Origin of the sequence: Streptomyces sp. NBC_00075, from assembly GCF_045041225.1 — a bacterium.
Taxonomy (GTDB): Bacteria; Actinomycetota; Actinomycetes; order Streptomycetales; family Streptomycetaceae; genus Streptomyces; species Streptomyces adonidis.
The window spans coordinates 240,787-263,371 of sequence record NZ_CP108243.1 but is presented as its reverse complement, the minus strand read 5'-3'; the positions used below and the strand labels follow the sequence as shown (position 1 = coordinate 263,371).

General features: G+C 71.2%; 22 protein-coding genes and 1 pseudogene. 10 read left to right on the top strand and 13 right to left on the bottom strand.

The features are described from left to right. The first annotated feature begins 89 nt into the window (after nucleotides 1-89). Nucleotides 90-866 (top strand): amidohydrolase family protein, encoded by a 777-nt coding sequence (locus OG787_RS01220; RefSeq protein WP_405534015.1) that lies wholly within the window; start codon nucleotides 90-92, stop codon nucleotides 864-866. A gap of 31 nt (nucleotides 867-897) precedes the next feature. On the opposite strand, the gene OG787_RS01215 is transcribed toward OG787_RS01220, so the two are convergent. After that, nucleotides 898-1,371: an FMN-binding protein gene (locus OG787_RS01215; RefSeq protein WP_405534014.1), complete on the bottom strand. Its 474-nt coding sequence runs from the start codon at nucleotides 1,369-1,371 to the stop codon at nucleotides 898-900. A gap of 7 nt (nucleotides 1,372-1,378) precedes the next feature. Next, the gene (locus OG787_RS01210; protein WP_405534013.1) at nucleotides 1,379-2,731 is read right to left on the bottom strand and encodes a ferric reductase-like transmembrane domain-containing protein; all 1,353 of its coding nucleotides are present in this window, start codon (nucleotides 2,729-2,731) and stop codon (nucleotides 1,379-1,381) included. 220 nt (nucleotides 2,732-2,951) lie between these two features. Here OG787_RS01210 and OG787_RS01205 point away from each other — a divergent pair, with 220 nt between their 5' ends. Then, complete coding sequence (locus OG787_RS01205) at nucleotides 2,952-3,701, top strand: response regulator transcription factor (RefSeq protein WP_369033359.1); 750 nt, start codon at nucleotides 2,952-2,954, stop codon at nucleotides 3,699-3,701. Between the two features lie 8 nt (nucleotides 3,702-3,709). Next, complete coding sequence (locus OG787_RS01200) at nucleotides 3,710-5,173, top strand: sensor histidine kinase (RefSeq protein WP_405534012.1); 1,464 nt, start codon at nucleotides 3,710-3,712, stop codon at nucleotides 5,171-5,173. Nucleotides 5,174-5,755: 582 nt separating this feature from the next. On the opposite strand, the gene OG787_RS01195 is transcribed toward OG787_RS01200, so the two are convergent. From OG787_RS01195 to OG787_RS01175, 5 genes are all read right to left on the bottom strand, one after another. After that, entirely contained in the window at nucleotides 5,756-8,038 is a 2,283-nt protein-coding gene (locus OG787_RS01195) for a heavy metal translocating P-type ATPase (RefSeq protein WP_405534011.1), read from the bottom strand. A 111-nt stretch (nucleotides 8,039-8,149) separates the two neighbouring features. Continuing rightward, on the bottom strand, nucleotides 8,150-8,443 hold the full coding sequence (locus OG787_RS01190) for a heavy-metal-associated domain-containing protein (protein ID WP_369033362.1): 294 nt from the start codon (nucleotides 8,441-8,443) through the stop codon (nucleotides 8,150-8,152). A gap of 224 nt (nucleotides 8,444-8,667) precedes the next feature. Beyond that, on the bottom strand, nucleotides 8,668-9,081 hold the full coding sequence (locus tag OG787_RS01185) for a cupredoxin domain-containing protein (RefSeq protein WP_405534010.1): 414 nt from the start codon (nucleotides 9,079-9,081) through the stop codon (nucleotides 8,668-8,670). A 187-nt stretch (nucleotides 9,082-9,268) separates the two neighbouring features. Further along, nucleotides 9,269-10,156 carry a DUF5134 domain-containing protein gene (locus OG787_RS01180; RefSeq protein WP_369033436.1) on the bottom strand — a complete coding sequence of 296 codons (888 nt, stop codon included), beginning with the start codon at nucleotides 10,154-10,156 and terminating at the stop codon, nucleotides 9,269-9,271. A gap of 134 nt (nucleotides 10,157-10,290) precedes the next feature. Then, a complete protein-coding gene (locus OG787_RS01175) occupies nucleotides 10,291-10,419 on the bottom strand; it encodes a hypothetical protein (protein ID WP_405534009.1) in 129 nt (42 codons plus the stop codon). A 173-nt stretch (nucleotides 10,420-10,592) separates the two neighbouring features. Between OG787_RS01175 and OG787_RS01170 the strand changes: the two genes are divergently transcribed. Together OG787_RS01170 and OG787_RS01165 are read left to right on the top strand one after the other, a co-directional pair. Continuing rightward, nucleotides 10,593-11,024, top strand: coding sequence for a DUF6153 family protein (locus OG787_RS01170; protein WP_369033364.1), 432 nt, complete (start codon nucleotides 10,593-10,595; stop codon nucleotides 11,022-11,024). Between the two features lie 75 nt (nucleotides 11,025-11,099). Next, a complete protein-coding gene (locus tag OG787_RS01165) occupies nucleotides 11,100-12,722 on the top strand; it encodes a multicopper oxidase family protein (protein WP_405534008.1) in 1,623 nt (540 codons plus the stop codon). A gap of 71 nt (nucleotides 12,723-12,793) precedes the next feature. Here the strand turns inward: OG787_RS01165 and OG787_RS01160 are convergent, their stop codons facing one another. The 5 genes from OG787_RS01160 to OG787_RS01140 all read right to left on the bottom strand — a co-directional run bounded on the left by OG787_RS01160 (nucleotide 12,794) and on the right by OG787_RS01140 (nucleotide 16,794). Then, a complete protein-coding gene (locus tag OG787_RS01160; RefSeq protein WP_405534007.1) occupies nucleotides 12,794-13,051 on the bottom strand; it encodes a hypothetical protein in 258 nt (85 codons plus the stop codon). Between the two features lie 386 nt (nucleotides 13,052-13,437). Then, the gene (locus OG787_RS01155; protein ID WP_405534006.1) at nucleotides 13,438-14,298 is read right to left on the bottom strand and encodes a F510_1955 family glycosylhydrolase; all 861 of its coding nucleotides are present in this window, start codon (nucleotides 14,296-14,298) and stop codon (nucleotides 13,438-13,440) included. A gap of 32 nt (nucleotides 14,299-14,330) precedes the next feature. After that, nucleotides 14,331-15,356 carry an NlpC/P60 family protein gene (locus OG787_RS01150; protein ID WP_405534005.1) on the bottom strand — a complete coding sequence of 342 codons (1,026 nt, stop codon included), beginning with the start codon at nucleotides 15,354-15,356 and terminating at the stop codon, nucleotides 14,331-14,333. Nucleotides 15,357-15,517: 161 nt separating this feature from the next. Continuing rightward, nucleotides 15,518-16,429: a M56 family metallopeptidase gene (locus tag OG787_RS01145; protein WP_405534004.1), complete on the bottom strand. Its 912-nt coding sequence runs from the start codon at nucleotides 16,427-16,429 to the stop codon at nucleotides 15,518-15,520. Beyond that, a complete protein-coding gene (locus OG787_RS01140) occupies nucleotides 16,426-16,794 on the bottom strand; it encodes a BlaI/MecI/CopY family transcriptional regulator (RefSeq protein ID WP_369033370.1) in 369 nt (122 codons plus the stop codon). The genes OG787_RS01145 and OG787_RS01140 overlap by 4 nt, the downstream gene beginning before the upstream one ends. A gap of 173 nt (nucleotides 16,795-16,967) precedes the next feature. Here OG787_RS01140 and OG787_RS01135 point away from each other — a divergent pair, with 173 nt between their 5' ends. The 5 genes from OG787_RS01135 to OG787_RS01115 all read left to right on the top strand — a co-directional run bounded on the left by OG787_RS01135 (nucleotide 16,968) and on the right by OG787_RS01115 (nucleotide 21,911). Continuing rightward, a complete protein-coding gene (locus tag OG787_RS01135; RefSeq protein WP_405534003.1) occupies nucleotides 16,968-17,387 on the top strand; it encodes a DUF6153 family protein in 420 nt (139 codons plus the stop codon). Nucleotides 17,388-17,474: 87 nt separating this feature from the next. Then, entirely contained in the window at nucleotides 17,475-18,110 is a 636-nt protein-coding gene (locus OG787_RS01130) for a DUF305 domain-containing protein (protein WP_405534002.1), read from the top strand. Between the two features lie 225 nt (nucleotides 18,111-18,335). Continuing rightward, nucleotides 18,336-18,815, top strand: coding sequence for a hypothetical protein (locus OG787_RS01125; protein WP_405534001.1), 480 nt, complete (start codon nucleotides 18,336-18,338; stop codon nucleotides 18,813-18,815). Between the two features lie 688 nt (nucleotides 18,816-19,503). After that, entirely contained in the window at nucleotides 19,504-20,616 is a 1,113-nt protein-coding gene (locus OG787_RS01120) for a PLP-dependent cysteine synthase family protein (RefSeq protein ID WP_405534000.1), read from the top strand. A 5-nt stretch (nucleotides 20,617-20,621) separates the two neighbouring features. Continuing rightward, complete coding sequence (locus OG787_RS01115) at nucleotides 20,622-21,911, top strand: MFS transporter (RefSeq protein WP_405533999.1); 1,290 nt, start codon at nucleotides 20,622-20,624, stop codon at nucleotides 21,909-21,911. A 244-nt stretch (nucleotides 21,912-22,155) separates the two neighbouring features. On the opposite strand, the pseudogene OG787_RS01110 reads toward OG787_RS01115, so the two are convergent. After that, a pseudogene (locus OG787_RS01110) lies at nucleotides 22,156-22,364 on the bottom strand (sulfite exporter TauE/SafE family protein); the annotation flags it as partial. Nucleotides 22,365-22,585: the final 221 nt, after the last annotated feature.

Sequence of the window (22,585 nt, the reverse complement as noted above, 5' to 3'; positions counted from 1 at the left end):
GATTCTCAGGTTCGTAGGTTTCTCCATCCGCAAAAAGTGCATGAGCGCCTAATCTGCGCGCTGTGCCGGGTTGCGGGCTGAGACAGGACATGGGTGTCCGGTCGGGGCCGGCCCTGACGCCACAAAGAGCCGGTGAGCCGTCGGGCCCGGCGGACCGAACGATGCGGACGGCCACAAGAAGCCTCGCGGCCGGGGTCCTGATGCAGCCCAGCTTCCTCGGGACGGACAGCTCCTATCTGCTGGACGCCCTTGGCAAGGCGCCGGAACGCCTCCGCGGGGTGGCTGTCATCGATCCCCGGACACCGGGGGAGGAACTCGACCGGCTCGTGGCTGCGGGCGTGTGCGGGATCCGTCCCAATCTGGTCGGCCGCCCGGTGCCCCCGCTGGGCGAGCGGCTCTGGCAGCGACTGGCCCACGAACTCGCCGCCCGCGCGCTCCACCTGGAGGTCCAGGCACAGCAACTGCAATGGGCGGAACTGGAGCCCTGGCTGCTTCGCTGGCCCGGCGCGGTGGTCGTCGGCCACCTGGGACTGCCGACGGCCCCGTCGCTGACCTACCCCGGCTCCGCCGCGCTCTCCCGGCTGCTGGCCGCGCCGCATGTGTGGGTGAAGGCTTCCGCGCCGTGTCGTTCGGCGCCGCGGGCGGCCACCGCGATGCTGCGCGGCCTGCTGAGCGTCGGCGGCGGCGAGCGGATGCTGTGGGGGAGCGACTGGCCCTGGACCCGCCACGAGGAAGGCCGGGCCTACGGCACGACCCTGACCTGGCTCACCGCGGAGCTCAGCCCCACCGAGGCCCAGCGGATCCTGTGCGTCAACCCGGTCCGGCTGTTCGACCGGTCGCCTTCCGCGACAAGGGGCGACCGATGAGGCACACCGCCGTACCCGGCCCGGCCGGGATTCAGCGGCTCGCGGAGTCCAGCGCCGACTGGAGCGACTGGCGGTAGCCCTCGCTGGTGTACGTGGCTCCGGAGACGGTGTCGATGTCGGCGCTCTGAGCCGTGAGCGCCTCTCGCGTCAGCTGCGGGATCGCGTAACTGTTGATCTGCTCGTCCCTCGGGTTCTCCTGGGGATAGGTGACCGCGGTGACATCGGTGAGTTTCCCGTTCTTCACGGTGACGCGGACCTGGACGGGGCCGTAGCGGGTCTGGACCGAGTCCCCGGTGAGGGTCCGGGTGCCCGTCGCCGAGCCGCCCGACCCGGTGGCCCCGGTCGACGTACCCGAACTGCTGGACGGCGCGGGGGAGGTGGCCAACCCGGAGACGGTCGGCATCGTGTGTGGCTTCAGTGACAGCAGCAGCACCATGCCGGAGACGGTCGCGGCGCTCGCCAGCACGATGCGGCGCAGGGGACGGTTCTTCCTCAACGTGTGCAAGGGGGCCTCACAGCTCGAAGGACTCGTGGTGGATACGGCGGTCCGGGACCCCGGCGGCGCGCAGTGCCTCGTACAGGTCCCGCGCGAAGTCGTGCGGGCCGCACAGGTACACGTCGTGGGCGTCCAGGTCGGGCACGGCGGCGCGCAGTGAGGGAGCCGTGAGGTCCGGGCGCCGGCCGTGCGGGCCGTTGAGCGCGTAGAGCACCTTCGCCCCGCGCCATCGTGCGATCGCCTCCAGCTCGCCGCCCAGGGCGAGGTCCTCCACCGTGCGGGCGCGGTAGAGGAGGGTGACGTCGCCGGGCAGCGTCTCGAACAGGGCTCGCAGAGGGGTGATGCCGGCACCGCCCGCGATCAGCAGGGACTTGTACGAGCTCTGCCGGTCGGCGGTCAGCGCCCCGTAGGGACCCTCCGCCCACACCCGGGTGCCCGGCCGCAGCAGGGGGACGGCGGCGCTGTGGTCGCCGAGCGCCTTGACGGTGATGCGCAGCACGTCCGGGCGCGGCGGCGCCGACAGGGAGTACGGCGTGGAGGTCCAGCGCATGCCCTCGGTGAGGAACCGCCAGCGGAAGAACTGCCCGGGCCGCGTGCCCATCTCGTCCAGCCGTCGGCCACGTATGACGACGGAGTGCACGCCCGGCGCCTCCCGGTGCACCGAGTCGACCCGCAGCCGGTGACGCAGGTTGAGCCGTACCGGAGCGAGGATCCGGAACCACCCCACCAGGGCCGCGACACCCAGGTAGAGCGCGTACCAGGCGGCCTGGGCCGCCTTGTTGCCGGTGAAGTCGGAGCCCAGGGCCAGCTGGTGGCCGAAGGAGAGGAAGACCGCGGCGTACGTGAGCAGGTGCACGTAGTACCAGAACTCGTGGCCGACCCGGCGGCGCACCGCACGGGCCGAGACGATCCCGACCGCGAACAGGATGACCGTGCCCGCGGTGGCCTTCAGCATCTCCGGGTAGTCCAGGACCACCGTGAGCGCCTCGTCGAGGAACGAGGAGCCGTCCTGGGCGGCGTATCCGAGCAGGATCAGCACGATGTGTGCCACCAGCAGACAGACCGTGTAGCGGCCCGCCATCGCGTGCCAGCGCGTCACCCGGTCCGCCCCGATCTGCCGCTCCAGCAGCGGTACGCGGGCCATCAGGCCGACGAGGACGGCACAGGCGTACCCGCACAGCAGCCCCGCGATCCGCCCGGCCCCGGTCAGCCAGCCGGCCGTACCGACGACCGACCCCGTGTCGTGCCACCACAGGGCGACCACGGCGGCGGCCCCGCCCCACAGGAGGGCGAGCACCGGGCCGGCGGGGGAGCGCCGGGGCGCGGGAGGCGCGGGGGCGACCCTTCGTTGCGCGTACGCCGTCGTCATCCGTGTGTCCCTTCGGTTTCCGTACGTCCTGTCGGCCGTCCGGAAACGACACTGTGCCGACGCAGTCTCTGAGCCCGCTCTCAGCGCGTCGCCCGCGACGCGGCCGAACCGCAGGTGGGAGGGGGCGGCCGGGTGGCCCGGTGGCAGAGCGGACTCAGAGGGAACTCAGAGGTCGGGAAGGCGGCCGGGGACGCGGTGAGACCGCATCCTGGTAACCGAGATGAACACTCCCCGCTCCCGCGGCCCCGGCCGCCCCGCGCTGACCCGGACCGACGGCACTCCGCTCCGGGTCCTCGTCGTCGACGACGACCCCGACCTCGCGGAGGTCCTCTCCGGCGCCCTGCGCTACGAGGGCTGGCAGGTCCGCACGGCGGGCGACGGCGTCTCGGCCGTCGCCGAGGCGCGCGAACTGCTGCCCGACGCCGTCGTCCTCGACGTCATGCTCCCGGACACCGACGGCTTCGCCGTACTGCGCTCGCTGCACGCCGTACGCCCCGACGTGTGTGTGCTCTTCCTGACCGCACGGGACGCGGTCGAGGACCGCATCGCGGGCATCACGGCGGGCGGCGACGACTACGTGACGAAGCCCTTCAGCCTGGAGGAGGTCGTCGCCCGGCTGCGCGGACTGCTGCGCCGGGCCGGCATGGCCCGGCAGACGGAGGACGGGCCGCGGCTGACCGTCGGCGACCTCGTCATGGACGAGGAGGCCCGCGAGGTCACCCGCGGCGGCGAACTCGTCGAGCTGTCCCCGACGGAGTTCGAACTGCTCCGCTTCCTCATGCGCAACCCGCGCCGTGTGCTCAGCAAGGCGCAGATCCTCGACCGGGTGTGGTCCTACGACTTCGGCGGACAGGCCCATGTCGTCGAGCTGTACATCTCATACCTGCGTAAGAAGGTCGACGCGGGCCGCCCGCCCATGATCCACACGGTGCGGGGCGCCGGATACGTGCTCAAGCCGGTGACCCGGTGAGGCCCCGGGTGCGGTTCCCCCGCCCGCACACGCTGCGGGCGCGGCTCACCGCCGGGCTCGTCGTGCTGCTCGCGGTCAGCTGTGCGGCCGTCGGGGTGGCGGCGGTGGTGGAGCTGAACGGCTTCCTCACCGGCCGGCTCGACCAGCAGCTGCGCGAGGCGGGCGTACGGTTCCCGGCGAGCCTGGAGCACGGCGTCCCGCTTCCTTCCGATCACGACGGCGACGAGGACGGCGACGGCGACACACGCCGCCAGGCCGCCGGAACCTTCGGCGCCCGGCTGGTCGGCAGCACGGTCACCAACGCGGCGGTGGTGGCGTCCGGCAGCGGTACGGGCACGGTGACCGTCGAGCTGAGCGCGCGGGACCGGAGACGGCTCGCCGGGCTGCCCGCCGACGGCGAGGGACACACGGTCGACCTCTCGACGCTGGACGACTACCGCATGATGGCGACCGAGGGCAGGGACGGGGACGTCCTGATCACCGGGCTGCCCACGGAGTCCGTGGAGGCCGCCGTCCACCGGCTGGAACTGGTCGCCGCGGTCGTCCTCGGTGTGGCCCTCGCGCTCGCCGGCGTCGTGGGAGCGCTGTGGGTGCGCTGGTCGCTGCGACCGCTCAGCAGGGTGGCCGCGACCGCCACCCGGGTCAGTGAGCTGCCGCTCTCCAGCGGCGAGGTGGAACTGTGGCCGCGCGCGCCCGAGGCCGACCCGCGCAGTGAGGTAGGACGCGTCGGCAGCGCCTTCAACCTGATGCTCGGCCATGTCGAGGACGCGCTGACCAAACGGCACGCGAGTGAGGAACGGCTGCGCAGTTTCGCCGCCGACGCCAGCCACGAACTGCGCACGCCCGTGGCATCGATCCGCGGGCACGCGGAACTGGCGCTGCTGCACCCGGACCCGGTGCCCCGGAAGGTCGTGCGTGCCCTGGAGCGCATCGAGGCCGAAGCGGCCCGCATGGGCGAGATGGTCGACGACCTGCTGCTCCTCGCCCGCCTCGACGCGGGTCGCCCCCTGGAACGGCGTCCCGTCGACCTGACCCGGCTCGTCCTGGACGCCGTGACGGACGCACAGGCCGCCGGCCCCGGGCACCACTGGACGCTGGAGCTGTCGGAGGAGCCGGTGACGGTGCCGGGCGACGCCCACCGGCTCCATCAGGTGCTGGCCAACCTGCTGGCCAACGCCCGTCTGCACACACCCGTCGGGACCACGGTGACCGTCTCCCTGCGGACCGACGCCGGTACGGCGGTACTGAAGGTGCACGACGACGGACCGGGCGTCGCCGAGGACATCCGGCCCAAGGTCTTCGAACGCTTCACCCACGCCGACCGCCGCCGCACAGAGGGCGCGGGCACCGGCACCGGCCTCGGCCTGTCCATCGTGGCGGCGGTGGCGGAGGCCCACGAGGGGAGCGTCCGCCTCCGGAGCCGCCCCGGATCGACCACGTTCACCGTCCGGCTCCCCACCGGCGAGGAGTGACCGGAACCGCTGCGTTTTCCCGGCCCCTGTTCTCGGAGGATCACCGCAGAAACCATGAGGGCCCCAGGACGTCGCCCCGGGGCCTCAATCTGGAGCGGGTGACGAGAGTCGGACTCGCACTCTTCCTGGAGGCGAGCGCTGGTCGGAAGGGCGCCATCGTCACGGCTGACGTCACTCGGCGCAGCGCTCTCGCAGCTCTGCCCTCGACCTTCTGGAGTATCTGTTCCATCGCGTACCCACAGTTGGTTCTGGGAGTTGGCGAACCGGCGGACGTGGAAGGCGGGCACCGTATGGTGTCGTGCTCCTGCTTGTCGGCGCGGATCAGCGTTCTCCAGGTCCCACTCGGCCATGCCGTGAGCCTCGCACGAGGCACTGACATTCAATGGATTCCTGGGCAGCCGCACGGGCCACGGCGGCGCTTGCCGCCGCGGCGAGGGCGCAGACGGTGAAGGCGTCCGTGAAGCCTCACTGAGGCTACGCGAGCCATCGCCCGGTTGCTGTGCACCTGATCTCGGCCTGGCACGACACCGAGGCGCCCGGCCTTCCGGCCGGGTGCCTCGGTCAACAGCGTTGTTCACACGCTCACTTGAACGACCGCAGCCGCAGGCTGTTGGTCACCACGAACACCGACGAGAAGGCCATCGCGCCCCCGGCGATCATCGGGTTGAGCATGCCGAGGGCGGCGAGCGGGATGGCGGCGACGTTGTAGCCGAAGGCCCAGAAGAGGTTGCCCTTGATGGTGGCCAGGGTCTTGCGGGAGAGGCGGATCGCGTCGGCGGCCACGCGCAGGTCTCCGCGTACGAGGGTCAGGTCGCCGGCCTCGATCGCCGCGTCGGTGCCGGTGCCCATCGCGAGGCCCAGGTCGGCGGTGGCGAGGGCGGCGGCGTCGTTGACGCCGTCGCCCACCATCGCGACCGTACGGCCCTCGCTCTGTAGCCGCCTGACGACGTCGACCTTGTCCTGCGGGAGGACTTCGGCGATGACCTCGTCGATGCCGACGGCCTTCGCGACCGACTCGGCGACGAGCTGGTTGTCGCCGGTCAGCAGGACGGGCGTCAGGCCCAGCCTGCGCAGTTCGGCCACTGCCTCGGCGCTCGTCTCCTTGACCGCGTCGGCCACGGTGAGGACACCGCGCGCCTCGCCGTCCCAGGCGACGGCGACCGCCGTACGGCCCTCGGCCTCCGCCGCGGCCTTGACCTCGGCCAGTTCCCGGGGCAGCTCGATGGACCACTCGGCCAGGAGCCTCTCGCGGCCGACGAGCACCGCGTGGCCGTGGACCACGCCCTGGACACCGAGGCCGGCGATGTTTTCGAAGCTCTCCGGGACGGGAAGGCTTCCGGTCCGCTCGGTCGCGCCCGCCGCGACGGCCTGGGCTATGGGGTGCTCCGAGGCGTGCTCCAACGCGCCTGCCAGCCGCAGCAGTTCGTCCTTGTCCACGCCAGGGGCGACGTACACGTCCTGGAGGGTCATCCGGCCGGTGGTGACCGTGCCGGTCTTGTCCAGGACGACGGTGTCGACGCGGCGGGTGGACTCCAGGACCTCGGGGCCCTTGATGAGGATGCCGAGTTGGGCGCCGCGGCCGGTGCCGACCATCAGGGCGGTCGGGGTGGCCAGGCCCAGTGCGCAGGGGCAGGCGATGATCAGGACGGCGATGGCGGCGGTGAAGGCGGCGACGGTGTCGCCGGTGGCGCCGAGCCAGACTCCGAACGTGGCGACCGCGATGAGGATGACGACCGGTACGAAGACCCCGGAGATCCGGTCGGCGAGCCGCTGCACCTCGGCCTTGCCGTTCTGCGCGTCCTCGACCAGCCTCGCCATTCGCGCGAGCTGGGTGTCCGTGCCGACGCGTGTCGCCTCGACGACGAGCCGGCCGCCGGCGTTCACGGTCGCGCCGGTGACGGCGTCGCCGACGCTCACGTCGACGGGTACGGACTCGCCGGTGAGCATGGAGCCGTCGACCGCCGATGCGCCCTCGACGACGGTGCCGTCGGTCGCGATCTTCTCCCCGGGCCGTACGACGAAGCGGTCGCCGACCGCCAACTGCCCGACGGGTACGCGTACTTCCTGGCCGCCGCGCAGTACCGCGACGTCCTTCGCGCCCAGTTCCATGAGCGCCCGCAGCGCGGCACCCGACTTCCTCTTGGCGCGAGCCTCCAGATACCGGCCCGCGAGGATGAACGCCGTCACCCCGGCCGCGGCCTCCAGATAGATGGAGGAGGAACCGTCCCCTCGGGAGACGGTGAACTCGAAGCCGTGGCGCATGCCCGGCATCCCCGCGTGCCCCCAGAACAGCGCCCACGCCGACCAGCCGAGTGCGGCGAGCGTGCCGATCGACACCAGCGTGTCCATGGTCGCGGCGCCGTGCCGGGCGTTGGTCCACGCGGCCTTGTGGAAGGGGAAGGCGCCCCAGACGACGACCGGTGCGGCCAGAGTCAGCGACAGCCACTGCCAGTTGTCGAACTGCAGGGCCGGAACCATCGCCATCAGGACGACGGGCACGGTGAGCACCAGCGAGACGTGCAGCCGCTGTCGCAGCGACAGCAGCTCGCCGTCCGCCGCCGGAGCGGCTTGCGCTCCGCCTCCGTCCACCGGGCCCGATGCGGGCGGGGGCGGCTCCTCGGCGGTGTAGCCGGTCTTCTCGACGGTGGCGATGAGGTCGGCGACCGCGACGCCTTCCGGGAACGAGACCTTCGCCTTCTCGGTGGCGTAGTTGACGGTCGCGGTGACGCCGTCCATGCGGTTGAGCTTCTTCTCGATGCGGGCGGCGCACGAGGCGCAGGTCATGCCGCCGATGGAGAGCTCGACCTCGGCGGCGGGCGCGGGCGCCGTGCCGGGGAGTGTCTTTTCGGGAGCCGTGCTGGTCATGCGTGTCTCCAGGGGCAGGCCGGGGCGTACGGCGTCCGTATCAGCGGAGCGATACGTCCCGGCGCGGGAGGAATTCGCGTGTCCGGGGCCGGGGTGGCCCCGAAGGCTTCGTCAGGCTCGGCCGACGAGTTCGTAGCCTGCCTCGTCGACGGCGGCGCGGACGGCCTCCTCGTCGAGCGGGCCGGCGGAGGTGACGCTGACCTCGCCGGACGTGGCGACCGCCGTGACCGCGGTGACGCCGTCCAGTGCGGAGATCTCCTGGGAGACCGCGCCCTCGCAGTGACCGCAGGTCATGCCGGACACCTTGTAGACGGTGGTGACGCCGACGTCCTGGACGTCGACCGTGGCGCCGGAGCCACAGGAACCGGAGCCACAGCAGGAGCCGGAGTTCGTCTCAGTGGTCATGGCTACTTCCTCAGGGTGTGGATGCGTGGGTCGTTCCCGGGAGGGGTGTGGTTCCCTGGCCCTCCGGAGACGTCAACACTATACCCCCTAGGGGTATTTCTGTCGGTAGTGGCGCTGCCCGCAATTAGCTAACTGGCTTAGTAGAAGCGTGATCTGCGGCGACAGGTCAGTGGGGATTCGCCTGGCTGCTCGCCGAACCGGTGCCGGACCGGACCCTCGGCGGCTCAACGGACGATCAGCGTGCCCGTCATGTTCGGGTGGAAGGTGCAGACGAAGGCGTAGCGGCCTGCCTCGGAGGGGGCGGTGAACGTCCCGGACTCTCCGCCCGCGATGCTCCCCGTGTCGAAGGCGTCGCCGTCCGTGGCCGTGACCGTATGCGCGGCGGAGTCCTTGTTGACCACGGTGATCTTCTCGCCGGGCCCCACCTCGGGATCGGCCGGGCTGAACGCGAAGTCCTCCGTCGTGATGCGGAGCGCGCCCGCGGATTCCGGCGAGGAGGGTGCTGATGAGGTCGGGGGGCTCGGAGGGGCCGGGGAGGGTTCCCCGTCCCCGTCGGAACAGGCGGTCGCGAGCAGCAGGGCGGCGACTGCTCCCAGGACCAGGGGAACGGCACGTCGGCGGCGAGGCGAAGGCGACACCGGATCGGACCCTTCGGTCGGCACCCGAGAGCGGCCTGGGCCGGGGATCACGGGTCCGAGCCCGCCCGGGCGCATGAATCGCTTGTGTCCATTCTCCGCCTCCGCCTCCGCCTCCGCCTCGGCCACGAGCGCCGAGCGGCTTCGTGGAGGGCGACAGCGCCCCGTGCCGGTCAGTGCCGGCCGGCCCTCACACGGCCATCATCAGCAGCATTGCGGACATGGTCCCGCCCATGCCGATGTGGGCCGCCAGCGCCGCCTCCGGCGCGGCTCCGAGTTTGCGGCGCCGCCCGTGGCCCGCCCGCTGTGCCGTACGGGTCCTGTCCCACACCGAGGTCGTCAGCGATGCCAGGAAGACGAACACCGTGTCCGGCATGGCGAGCAGCCATCGACCCCAGCTGAACCGGGCCCCGGCGCTCCGGCCGCCCTTGCGGGTGCCCCGGGTCCTGGCCCACACGGACGCCCCGATCGACAGCACGAAGTACACGGCGAGCGCCACGATCAGGAGCCGCCACACGGAGGCGCTCCCGGTGGCAGCGCCGGTGTCGGCCGCGGCCTGCGTCATACCGTGCATGTCCGTTCCGTGCGCGGAGCCCGTCCCCGCCATGGACTCCATCCCCGCCATGGACTCCGCGCCGGCCGTCTCGTGGCCGTGCGCGGTGCTCGCGGTGTTCTCCATGCCCGGCATGTGCGCCATGGAGGAATGTCCCAGGGCCAGCACCGGGCCGGACGACGTGCTCGTCATGGCGAGCGTCATGATCAGCATGCCGACGCTGCCGACGATGAGGTGCACCCAGTGACGGCCGTGCTTCCATCCGCCTTCGCGCGTGTGCCTGAACGCCATCGCCAAGCCTCCGAGCGCGAGGAGGGCGAACGCTCCCGACCACCACATGCCGTAGCCCGCGTACCAGGCGACCGTCGCCGGCAGCGCCATGGCGGCCATGCATAGGCCCATCAGCAGGTCACCTCCGGCCGCGAGCCGGACCGCGCCGCTGGTGGTCACCACGCGGACCGCGCTGACGGCGGCCACCAGGGCGGCGACCAACGCGATGGCCCAACTGAGCGCCATGATCCCCATCTTCACCTTCCTGATCGTCCGAGCGCGGCCGGACTGTGATGCCGGGACGCGGCCTCGTCGCGCGGAGCGCTCGTGGGCGTCTCCTGGGCGGTCGACTGCTAGTGCCCTTAGTACGTCCTGAGGTTGAGGAGCGTTCAGGGGACGGTGGGATTTCGCGGCCGGGCGATATGGATCTGCGGCGTACGTCGTCGGTGTGCCAGGGGGCGGGCGTCGACTCGTACGGCGTCGGCGCGGCCGCCCACCACGGCGCGGTCCGGTGCCACGGCGCCACCCCGAGCTGTCAGCCGGAGGCGCGGTGCTCTCCGGAGCGGGAGCCGGTTCAGGTCCGCCTCGGCCGTCGGTTCAGGGCACCGCCGCCGTGCGTCGGTCGCGTTGCCCGGGTACCCCCAGGGGGTAGCATGGGGACCTCGTCGATCGGTGAGGACGAGTGGAGCTCATGACGGCACGAACGGCTCGCAGCGGCGGCACAGCCGTCCGCTGGGCGTACGGGGTGTTCCTCACCCTGTGCGTCGCGCTGGCCGTGCTCGTCCACCACGAGACGTCCGCGACGGGCGTCCCGTCCATGCCGAGCGCAGCCCATGCCGTCATGCCGGGCATGGCCCATGCCGCTCACGTCATGCCGGACGAGACGGCACCGTCGGTCTCGGACGACTCCTCCCACAGCGCCCACGGCGACGGCGCGTGTGCCGCGCCCGGTATGCAGCACTGCGCCATGGCGAGCATCGACTCCGTGCAGCTCGCCGTTCCCGCCCGGGCCGTGTTCGACCCGCTGGTGAACCCGGGCCAGGCGGTGGCCGGACGTACACCCGGCGCCACGGTCGGCCGAGCCCCGCCAGATCTGTCCGTCCTCTCGCGACTGCGCATCTAGGCCGCGCCGGGCGGCGCGTGATGTGCCGTCCCTCCGCGACCACATCGGCAGTTTCGACCCAGAGGACACAACCCCATGAACAGCATCGACCGACGCTCCGTCCTGCTCGCCGGACTGGGGGCCGCCGGGGCGGGCGCGCTCGCGGCGTGCAGCAGCGGCTCCGGCTCCGATGGCGGCAACGCACTGGTGAAGCCCTCCGGCTCGGCGGTCGCCGCCGCCGAGAAGAAGCGCAAGGGCACCGGACGCCGGCAGCGGCTCGCCCTGACCGCGGCGCCCGCCATGATCGACCTGGGCGGCGGCGTCATGCCCAGGACCTGGGCCTTCGACGGCCGCACCCCCGGTAAGGAGGTCCGCCTCTCCGTCGGTGACACCCTGGTCGCCGAGCTGTCGAACCAGCTCCCGAACAGGACGACCACGTCGGTCCACTGGCACGGCATCGCGCTGCGCAACGACATGGACGGCGTACCGCCCACCACCCAGACCGCCGTCCGGGCCGGCTCCACGTTCACCTACGAGTTCGTCGCCGACGCGCCGGGCACGTACTTCTTCCACCCGCACGTCGGCGTCCAGCTCGACCGCGGCCTGTACGCCCCGCTGATCGTCGAGGACCCCAGGGAGACCCTCGCCTACGACGACGAGTGGGTCGTCCTCCTCGACGACTGGGTCGACGGCGTCACCGGCACCCCCGACGAGGTCTTCGCGGAACTCGAGCAGGGCATGGGCGGCATGGACATGGGGGAGAGCGCAGGTCCGAGCTCCAGTTCCAGCGGCATGGAGGGCCACGACATGGGGGGCGGGATGGACATGGGCGGCGACTCGGCGTCCCCCTCGGCCTCCGCCTCGTCCGGCGGCATGTCGATGAGGTTCATGCTCATGGGTGCCGGGAGCGACCTGCTCGGCGGCGACGCCGGCGACGTGAAGTACCCGCACCACCTGATCAACGGCCGGGTGGCGGCCGACCCGGACGTCCACACCGGAAAGCCCGGCGGGAAGGTGCGCCTGCGGATCATCAACGCGGGCGGGGACACCGCCTACCGGGTCGCCCTCGGCGACCACAGGCTGACCGTCACGCACACCGACGGCTTCCCGGTCCGGCACCAGGAGGTGGACGCCCTGCTGGTCGGCATGGGCGAGCGGTACGACGTCCTGGTCACCCTCGGCGACGGGGTCTTCCCGCTCGTCGCGCTGGCCGAGGGCAAGGACGCGAACGGTCTCGCTCTCGTCCGTACCGGCTCGGGGAGCGCGCCGAAGGCGACCGTCCGCCCGAAGGAACTCGACGGCGTGATCATGAGCGCGTCCCAGCTGCGTGCCGCCGACGACGTACGGCTGAAGTCCGCCAAGGCCGACGTCACGCACCGGATCAAGCTGACCGGCGGCATGGGCAGGTACGACTGGGCCATCAACGGCACGCCGTTCGACATGAACGACCCCGGGGCCCACCCGATCCTCGTCGAGGACGGTCAGCGCGTCCGGCTCGACTTCGTCAACGACACCGACATGTGGCACCCGATGCACCTGCACGGGCACACGTACCAACTGGGCGACTCCGGGCCGCGCAAGGACACGGCGATCGTGCTGCCCAGGAAGAAGCTGTCCGTCTTCTTCGACGCCGACAACCCGGGTCAGTGGATGCTGCACTGCCACAACGCGTACCACGGCGAGGCCGGGATGATGGCGAACGTGGCCTACCGGGCCTGACGTTCACCTCGCGCCGTCCGGGCGGGCGCATCGGCCGGCGGTGGGCGCGTCCGGACGCGGCGTGCAGGAGGTCACGGCGAGATGTCCCCCTCGCGGGGCGCGGGTTCGAAGCCGGATGCCGTCGCCGCTTCCCGCCTGCGCTGCCGCCTCTCCCGCCAGGCCAGCTCCGCTATCAGAGCCGCGCCGAAGATGATGGCCAGCACCGTTGCGACGGCGCCGAAGGTGGAGACCGCCGACAGGAATCCGCTCCGGTCCTCCTTCGTGTCGGCTGCGACCTGAATGGCGCCGAGGATGCTGCTCTGGGCGTAGGTGTCGGTGAATCCGGTCATATCCCCTCCGGTTCGCTCCCGTTGAAAGGGGCGTGACGCCTACGCTACCCGACAACAGCTAAGCTACTTAGTAGATGACTGGTTTTGGCGTCGTTCGGCCGTGGCCGTACTCCGCGTGACCGGACTCCGGTACCGGGGACTCGGAAGCGGGCGTGCTCGTCTCGCTGCGGGACACGCTGCGCCGACGCGAGATCTGGGTGCCGGGCGCGAACCGGTGGCGGAACCCGGAGGACGATCTGCCACCGGACTTCGAGGACAGAGTTCACCTCGGCCATCGCGCGGGAGGCGGTACCGAAGGCGGTGCTGCGGCGCCGTCCGCTGCCGGTGGTGACTCGTCAGAGCGAGCCGCGACTACCGGTGGAAAGGCCGTGCAAGGGCTGGGCTCTTCACGAGGCGAGGGGCGCGAGCTCGGTGAAGGTCTTTCCGCCGTCGAGGGATTCGTACACTGCGGTCTGTGTAGCGGCGAGAACACGCTCGGCGTCCACCGCGGTCAGCGCCTGGGGCTGTCCGCCGGGCACGGTCGTGAGCTGTTTCCATGTCTTGCCGCCGTCCGCGCTGCTGCTCAGTGTCCCGGACGGGTCGATGCCGAACAGGGACTTCTCCGCGGGCCAGGCCACAAACGCCTGGACCGGCTCGTCACCCTTGCCGAAGGTACGGCCGCCGTCGGTGCTGGCCACGACGCCGTCGGCGGTCGTGGCCAGCAGCTGGTCTCCGGCCGGGCCGACCGCGAGGTCGAGGGTGTCGAGCGAGGCCCGGTCGTCCCAGCTCTTGAGGTCGCTGCTGACCCGGACCCGGCCGGCCTCGTATCCGTAGACGGTTCCCTTGGCCGAGTCGAGAGAGTGGAAGTCGGCTTCCCCGGACAGCGACCGGGACGTCCATGTGACGCCCGCGTCCTTGCTCTCGATCAGACCGACGTTCCCCGGACGGTCACTGCCCGGGACGCCGTGTCCGCTGGCGATGAAGGTGTTCTTACCGATCACCGTGAAGCCCATGAAGTCGTCCCGGCTGTCGCCGACGAGCTTCGGCTTCCCGCCCGGGGCCACGGTGTAGAGGCCGTTGTGGGTGGCGACGTACACGCGCCCGTCGGCGGGATCGACACCCAGGCCATGCACGTGGGAGAGCATCTCCGACGAGTCCGACGCCACCGTGCCCGTACCCGCGGAGCCGCCGCAGGCGGCGAGGGCCAGGAAGGCGATCGAGGTGCCCACGACGGCGGGCAGCTCACAGACGGCCGGACGTGCGGTCACTGAAGTTCCTTGTGGGGTACGGGTGCTGGTGCTCAGGGCCGGGACGCGGCGAAGAACGGCATGGAGTCCAGCGGGACGATCTCGATGTTCTTGCCGGTGCGCGGCGCGTGGATGGCCTTGCCGTCGCCGACGTACATGCCGTTGTGCTGGTTGTCGTTGTACCAGTAGATGATGTCGCCCGGCTGTAGGTCCGACCTGGACACCTTGCGGCCCGCGTCGTACAACTCCTTGACGGTGCGGGGCAGGGAGACCCCCGCCGTGCGCCAGGCCGCTCCCACGAGTCCTGAGCAGTCGTAGGAGTCGGGGCCGGTCGAACCCCACTCGTACGGTTTGCCGAGCTGGGCGTACGCGAAGTCGATGGCTGTCTTGGCGCGACCGCTGGCGGGGCCGTTGTAGGAGGCGGGGGAGTCGCTGGCGCCCGCGGCGGCGTCGTCGCGCTCCTGGGCGGCCTCCATCCTGGCGCGCTGCTGGGCGGTCAGACTGTTCAGGAGCTTGCGCGCCCTGGCGAGCTTGCCCTGGACCTCGTCCTTCTTCTCGGCGGCCCTGGCACGCGTCTCCTCCAGGGCCTTCATGCGCTGCTGGGCGTCCGCGCGTTCCTGCGTCAGCTCGCGCTGCTTGACCTGCATCGCGCGTAGGGCGTCGGCCTGGCGGCTGCTCGTACGGTCGAGTATCTCGGCCTGGTCGAGGTACTCGTCCGGGTCGCCGGACAGGAACAGCTGCACACTCGGGTCGATGCCGCCGCTGCGGTACTGTGCGGCCGCCAACGGGCCGATCTGCTCCCGCAGTTCGTTGACCTCCTGCTGCTTGCGGGCCAGCCGGTCCCGCGCGCCGTCCACCTCGCGCCGCAGCTTCTCCTGCTCCGCGCTGACGGCGTTGAACTCCTCCGTGGGAGCCTCGGCCTCCTCGTAGAGCTCCTCGACCTGCTTGCGCACCTCGTCCACCGTGGGCTGGGGGGCCGCCTGGCTCTGTGTCGGCAGGAGGCTGACGGCGCCGGCGGCCATGCCGAGGGTGGCTATCCGGGCACGGCTGGGCGGCTTCGGCCGACGGTGGGTTCCCATCGTGGGGTGACTCCTCTGCGCGGTTGGTGTACCAGGCGACGGACTGCGGCGGCCGTCGTACCGACGCCCAGTGCGCCGACCCGTCAAGCGCGTTAGAACTTAGTAGCTTCGTAGTGGGAATCGCAAGCGAGTCCGAGTCACATGCGTTTCACGTGAATCGGTCAGCCGAGCCCGGGCGGGCAGGCGACCAGCAGCGGCAGCAGCGGAACCGCGAGGGCCACGGCTGCGACAGAACTCCACAGGGCCGGATGGGGCGCCGCGCGTGGACCGAGAACCCGCTTCACGCGGATGAGGACGGTGTGGCCGCCCGCGGCGAAGGCGCCCTTGGGGGTGCGGGCCGCGGCCATCTCGTACATCGCGGTGGCCAGCACCTCGTCGGAGTGACTGCGCAGGGCACGGTCGTCCGCGATCATCTCCAGCAGCAGTGCCGTCTGCTCTCGGGCATGGCGGGCGAGCGGGAGCCGGCGGAACACCGAGTGGAAGGCTTCCACGGCAGCCAGGACCAGGTGATGGCGGCCCGCGATGTGCGCCTGCTCGTGCTCCAGCACGGCGCCGAGCTGATCCGGTGTGAGCTGACGCACGGTGGCGTCGCTGATCACGATCCGGGGGTGGCGGCCGGGCAGGCAGTACGCGGCGGGGATGTCGTACGGCAGGACGGTGGCACACAGGCGTGCCGAGTGGCGGCCCACCAGGTCGAGGGCCTCCCGGTGCTGTGCGCGCGCCCGCCGGGCCCGCACGACGTGGAAGACGAATCCGGCCGACAAGGCGGTCCCGACGGCGGCGGGCACGCCGACAGCCAGCCGGTCCGCCGTGCCGGGGTCGGGCGTGCCCGCACCGACATCGAGCCCGCAGGAGTGCAGCAGGCCGACGAGACCGGCGTGCAGGTGCTCGGTCGGCATGGCGAGGTTGTACGCGAAGAGCGCCACGCCGATCGAGAACGAGAGCGTGAGTGCGTGCCACACCGCCGCCGCCAGGGCCGGAGCCCGGTACGGCCAACTGCTGCGGAGCATCAGCTGCGGAGCGACGAAGCCCACCGCGACCGTGTAGCCGGCCAGGACGGGGGCCGCGTTCACGACTTCGCCTGTCGTCCGACGTTCCGCAGGGCCCTGCGCAGGGCGGCCACCTCTTCCTCGGACATGCGCTCGACGAAGTGGACCAGCGCGGCCGGACGGTCCTTGCTCTCCCCCAGGCCGTCCTCCATGAGCGCGGCGGCGTACGCCTCGCGGCTGCGGACCGGCGTGTACAGCCAGGCGCGCCCCTGCTTGCCGCGCAGCAGCCAGCCCTTGGTGTACAGGATGTTGGTGACGGTCATCACTGTTGTGTACGCGACGGGGCGGGTCTTGTTGATGTCGTCGACGACCTCCCGCACCGTGGCCGGACGGTTCCATGTCCAGAGGCGGTCCATGATCTCCGCCTCGAGGTCCCCCAGCCGTCGCATGGACCTGACTTCCTTTCGCCACCGAATGCGCGAGTGAATACGCAGATCCATAGTAGACGGCTGGGTCTGTCGGACTTCCCCGGTGGCGGACGCGCCCGCTCGGTCGGTGCGTGGTCCGCCTCGGGTACGTCCTGGAAGCGGGGGATCAATCGTCCTGTGCCTACGATGGCGCCGTGACGCGCCGCGTACAGCTCGCCCCTGGACCGCAATCGATACTGCGGTCCTGTGGGCTGCTCGTGGGCGCTCTGCTGCTGGGCCTGCTCGGTATGCACGGTCTCGGACCGGTACCGGAGGCCGCGGCTGTTCGCGGGCACGACCGGACGGTGGCGTCCGCGGGCATGGACACGGGGGCCACGGTGTCCGAGCCCGCCGAGTGCGATCACCGCGGCGACTGCCAGGGCCACGCGGCGCATGCGGATCCGACCTGTGCCTCCGCGTCGGTGAGCGGGGCACCCGGTGTGGTGCCCGTACTGCTGCCCGATCCGGTGGCCCGCGACGGAGTGCCGCTCGTGGTCACTTCTCCGGGCGGCAGCGGCCCCGACGGCGGCCGGGCGCCGCCTTCACTCTCCGAACTCCAACTCCTGCGGATCTAGAGCGATCCGCGTGACGCCGCATGCCCATGAGGGCGCGGCGCCGCGTATCGGCACGCCCTTCGCAGATCCGATCCCAGGAGTTCCACCATGACCGCACACCGCAAACTCATCCGCCGTACCGCCCTGGCCGCCACCGCCGGAGTGGCCGCCCTCGTGCTCACCGCCTGTGGCGCCGGAGGGCACGACATGGGATCCATGGGTTCCGACTCCAGCCCGTCCGCACCCGCGTCCGCCTCGGACCAGGCCGGCGAACACAATGACGCCGACGTCGACTTCGCCACGGAGATGATCCAGCACCACCGCCAGGCCGTCGAGATGGCCGAACTGGCCGCCGACCGTGCCTCGTTGCAGGAGGTCAAGGACCTCGCCACGAAGATCAAGGGGGCGCAGGACCCGGAGATCAGGACGATGTCCGGCTGGCTCACCGCATGGGGCGAGGAGGTTCCCGCCGACATGTCCGGCATGGCGGGCCACGACGTGTCCTCCGGCATGCCCGGAATGATGAGCAGCGGGGACATGGACAAGCTGGCGAAGGCATCCGGCGCCGAGTTCGACGAGATGTTCCTCGACATGATGGTCCAGCACCACGAGGGCGCCGTCGAGATGGCCGAGGCGGAGAAGGCCGACGGCAGGTACGGCCCCGCGACGAAGCTCGCGGACGCCGTCGTCACGGCCCAGACCGCCGAGATCGAGCAGATGGACAAGATGGTCGGCAAGAGCTGACGCAGCTCCATGAGACGGTGGGCCGCCGGGGACTCACCCCGGCGGCCCACCGGTCGCGTCTTCGCCGCGAGGCGTCGTACCGACTGTTTGCAGTTGGCGAAGTTCCTTTCCCGTCCCTGTGGTTGGTCTCACGGGGGTGGCAGATTCAGGCGCACTTGGCTTGTTCACGCAGTGTTCCTGTCCTTCGCAACGCAAGGGGCTTCCGAGGCGGGTTAGGATCACGGCGTGATTACGGCCTGGTCGCCCTCCGGTGCGCAGCGGAGCCGCTCGACAGCGGTTCTGTGGCGCGTGCTGGGCTTGGGCCTGTTCCTCTTCGGTCTGCTGTATACGCACGCTGTCAGCCCCGATGCCACGGTGCGTCATGTCGCTTCCGACGAAGGCGCTGTGGTGTCCGGCGTTCGTTTCGAGCCCATCGCGGACCGCGAAAAGGTTGCGATCGCCACGTCGGCGGTGCCCGTGAGCGCGGCGTCCGACGATCCGTCGGGGGACCATCACGACGGTCGCGGGCAGCACCATGCCGGCGGGGAGTGTGCGCTGGGGCAGTCTCCGCAGGGGCCCGGTGTGGGCGTGCCCTGCCTGTCTTCGCTGAGTTCGGAGAGCGATGACAACGGCCTGCCCCGTCTGGTGGACGCTCGTCACGCCGCGGCCCGGGACCTCGTAGCCCCGACAGCGCATGCGGCGGACTCCGCGGTTCTGCGTATCTAGGTCAGCGCGCCTTCCTGGCGTCTGACCTCCTCCGCCTGGCGTTCTTCGGCGCGGTGCGGGGATGGACGACGACCGTTTCCGCCATCCCACTGATCTCTGTCCCTGCCGTGATGCTTCCGGCCGGGGCAGGGCCGCACGGAGGACTTGTGCCCCCCACGCCTGCCACCGTCCGCATCCATGCCCATACGGCGTGTTCGCTTCGGAGGAACCGATTCGTCTGGGGTGTGCTGTACGCCCTGCTGCTCGCGGTGCTGACGTGCCTCAGCGATCAGCTCCATACGTCGGAGCAGCCGTACGGTCACTCGGCCGCCGCGTCGAGTGAAGCCCCGCCGCCCCCGGACGACTCCGAGGGCGAAAGCCTCGACGCATCGGGGACTCCCGACCGTTGTCACGACGCCCCTTCCGAGGCAGCCGCGTTCTCGAAGTCCTCGGCTCGTGTCTCATCGCCCGCGACCGTCGGCGCGGCGTCGCCGACGGATGCGGCGGACCGCCTCTCGCACGATCCCCGGGGCGCCGCGCGAAGACTCCCGCCGAGCGGTGGCCGGTCCGCTCTCATCGTCCTCTGCCAGTGGCGCGTATAGGCGTCGCCCTGGCAGGTCGGCCCCGGCCGGACCCGCCGCGCGCCTCGCATCCGCCGGCGCGCGAGACGAGCATCCGCACGCGTCCGCATCGAACGAGAGCGAAAGAGATGCACTCTCTGACCACGAGTGACTTCACCCCCGCCGCCTCCACCCTCCCCGGGCTGGTCGGCAACACCCCTGTCCTGCGCGTGTCCCAGCCCTTGTCCCCGCCCGACCGGGGCTTCTGGGCCAAGCTGGAGGGCTTCAACCCCGGCGGCATCAAGGACCGTCCCGCCCTGCACATGGTCGAACGGGCCCGCGCCCGCGGCGACCTGCGCCCGGGATGTCCGATCATCGAGTCGACCAGCGGCACTCTCGGCCTCGGCCTGGCCCTGGCCGGAATGGTCCACGGGCACCCCGTCACCCTGGTCACCGACCCGGGCCTCGAACCGTCGATGAACCGTCTGCTCACGGCCTACGGCGCCACCGTCGACATGGTCGCGGAGCCGCACCCCACGGGCGGCTGGCAGCAGGCCCGCCGAGACCGGGTCGCCGAACTGCTGACGCGGAGCCCCGACGCCTGGTGCCCCGACCAGTACGGCAACCCGGACAACGTCTCGGCCTACACCCCGCTGGCCCTCGAACTCGCCTCGCAGGTCGGCCACATCGACATCCTGGTCTGCAGTGTCGGGACAGGCGGTCACTCGGCCGGCATCTCGCGCGTCCTGCGCCAGCTGTACCCCGGGATGCGACTGGTCGGCGTGGACACCGTCGGCTCGACCATCTTCGGCCAGCCCGCCCGGCCCCGTCTGATGCGCGGCCTCGGCTCCAGCATCCACCCGCGCAACGTCGCCTACGAGAACTTCAGCGAGGTGCACTGGGTGGCACCGGGCGAATCGGTCTGGGCGTGCAGGAAGTTGGCCTCCTCGCACTACGCCACGGGCGGCTGGAGCGTCGGCGCGGTCGCGCTGGTGGCCGGCTGGCTCGCCCGTACGGCCCCCGTCGGCACCCGGATCGTGGCGATCTTCCCTGACGGGCCCCAGCGGTACCTGGAGACCGTCTACGACGACGAATACTGCGCCAGGCACGGGCTGTTGGGCGTTACTCCCGCGCCCGAACCCGAGGTCGTCGGCCGTCCCGACGACAAGGAGGTCACCCGCTGGACCCGCTGCACGAGGGTCAGCGACCCCCTCTCCCCGATGGCCGGGACAGCCGGTGCCGAAGGCGGTGCGGCGCGGTGAGGACGATGCTCACGCAGGTCCGCTCCTACGAGCGGAGCGTCCAACTGCTCATGGTGAACCAGTTCACCATCAACCTCGGCTTCTACATGCTGATGCCGTACCTGGCCGCCCACCTGTCCGGCTCCCTCGGCCTGGCCGGCTGGCTGGTCGGACTCATCCTGGGCGTACGGAACTTCAGCCAGCAGGGCATGTTCCTCATCGGCGGCACCCTTGCCGACCGGCTCGGCTACAAGCCGCTGATAGTCGCCGGATGCGTGCTGCGCACGGTGGGCTTCGCCACGCTCGGCCTGGTCGACTCGGTTCCCGCGCTGCTCGCCGCCTCGGCGGCCACCGGTTTCGCGGGGGCGTTGTTCAACCCGGCCGTACGTGCCTATCTCGCCGCTGACGCGGGGGAGCGCCGCGTCGAGGCGTTCGCCCTCTTCAACGTCTTCTATCAGGCGGGCATACTGCTGGGCCCGCTGGTGGGGATGCTGCTGACCGGCTTCGACTTCCGAGTCACCTGCCTCGTCTCGGCGGCGGTCTTCGCGCTGCTGAGCGTCGTACAGATCCGCTCGCTGCCCACGAGGCGGGCGGACGACGCGGCGGACGCGAAAGCCGACGGGCGCGAGCGGGTGCTGGCCCAGTGGCGCGGGATCCTGCGCAACCGCGCCTTCCTGCTGTTCTCCACGGCCATGATCGGCTCGTACGTGCTCTCCTTCCAGGTCTACCTGGCGTTGCCGCTGGAGGTGCGACGCCTGGGCGGCGACGGCGAGTTCGGAACCGCGGCCGTCGCGGTGCTCTTCGCGGCTTCGGGCCTGGCTACGATCTTCGGCCAGACCCGGGTGACCGCGTGGTGCAAGGCGAGGCTGGAGCCCGGACAGGCCCTGGCCTGGGGGCTGTTGAGCATGGGCGTGGCGTTCGTACCGCTGCTCGTGGCAACGGCCGTGCCCATACCGGACGAGGGGCTGGGGCGCCGGCTGCTCGCCGCCGTCCCACCGACGCTGGCCGCGCTGCTGCTGGCGCTGGGCACGATGATCGCGTACCCCTTCGAGATGGACACGATCGTCCGCCTGTCGGGCGACCGCCTCGTGGCCACGCACTACGGCCTCTACAACACCATCTGCGGTGTCGGCATCACCTTGGGCAACCTGCTCACCGGGGCGGCCCTCGACGCCGCGCGGTCGGCGGGCATGGCCGCACTGCCCTGGCTGGCGCTGCTCGTCCTGGGACTGGCCTGCGCCGCGTCCCTTTACGGACTGAACAGGACCGGCCGCCTGACCCGCGAGGCTCCTGAGTCTCAGACGGCGGTGATCTGACAGGAGTCCATCCAGAGGGTGGGGCAAGGGGCCCAGCGCCGCTTGCCCCACCCTCGGTTGTGACCGGTATGACGCCCCTTCGGCCGGATGCGGTATGGCCCGCTTTCGACGAAGGACGTACGGACTGCCCTGGCTGAGACGGCGATTTCCGCGATCGCGCCGCCTACCTTGGTGCCGCGTACAGCCATGGTCATGCGCTGTGAGGACCGGTCGCGGGGCGAGGGCTCCGTCGGCTGGGCGGTGTGCCTGGCCTGGCCACGACGTTGAACAGCAGGTTGGTGGGGGTGACCGCCCGGCTGGGTACGCCGAGCACGCTCAGTTGCCAGGGCAACGGGAACACCGCGCCCGCGCCTCCACCGGCGCGGTCACCGCAGCGATCAACAGGTCGACGGCCCAACCGGACAGTTCTGTCGACCACTCCGCTCCATCCCGTCCGGCCGGTGCCGCTGCCATGGACTGCTGCCGATTCGTGGGGTGGCAGAGCAGAGGTGCCACCTTGTGCCGCTGGGGCATGCCCCGCGCTTACCGCTCCTGTGGTGTAAGCGGGCCGTCAGCGACGCAAGCCGTGTACGGCAACTCATCGGGGAAGGATGCTCCGATGCCACCTGGCGGCTGTTCTCCGAGGACAGCCACCAAGCGGAGGGAGAGTCATGCGTTTCGCCGTGTTCAGCCAT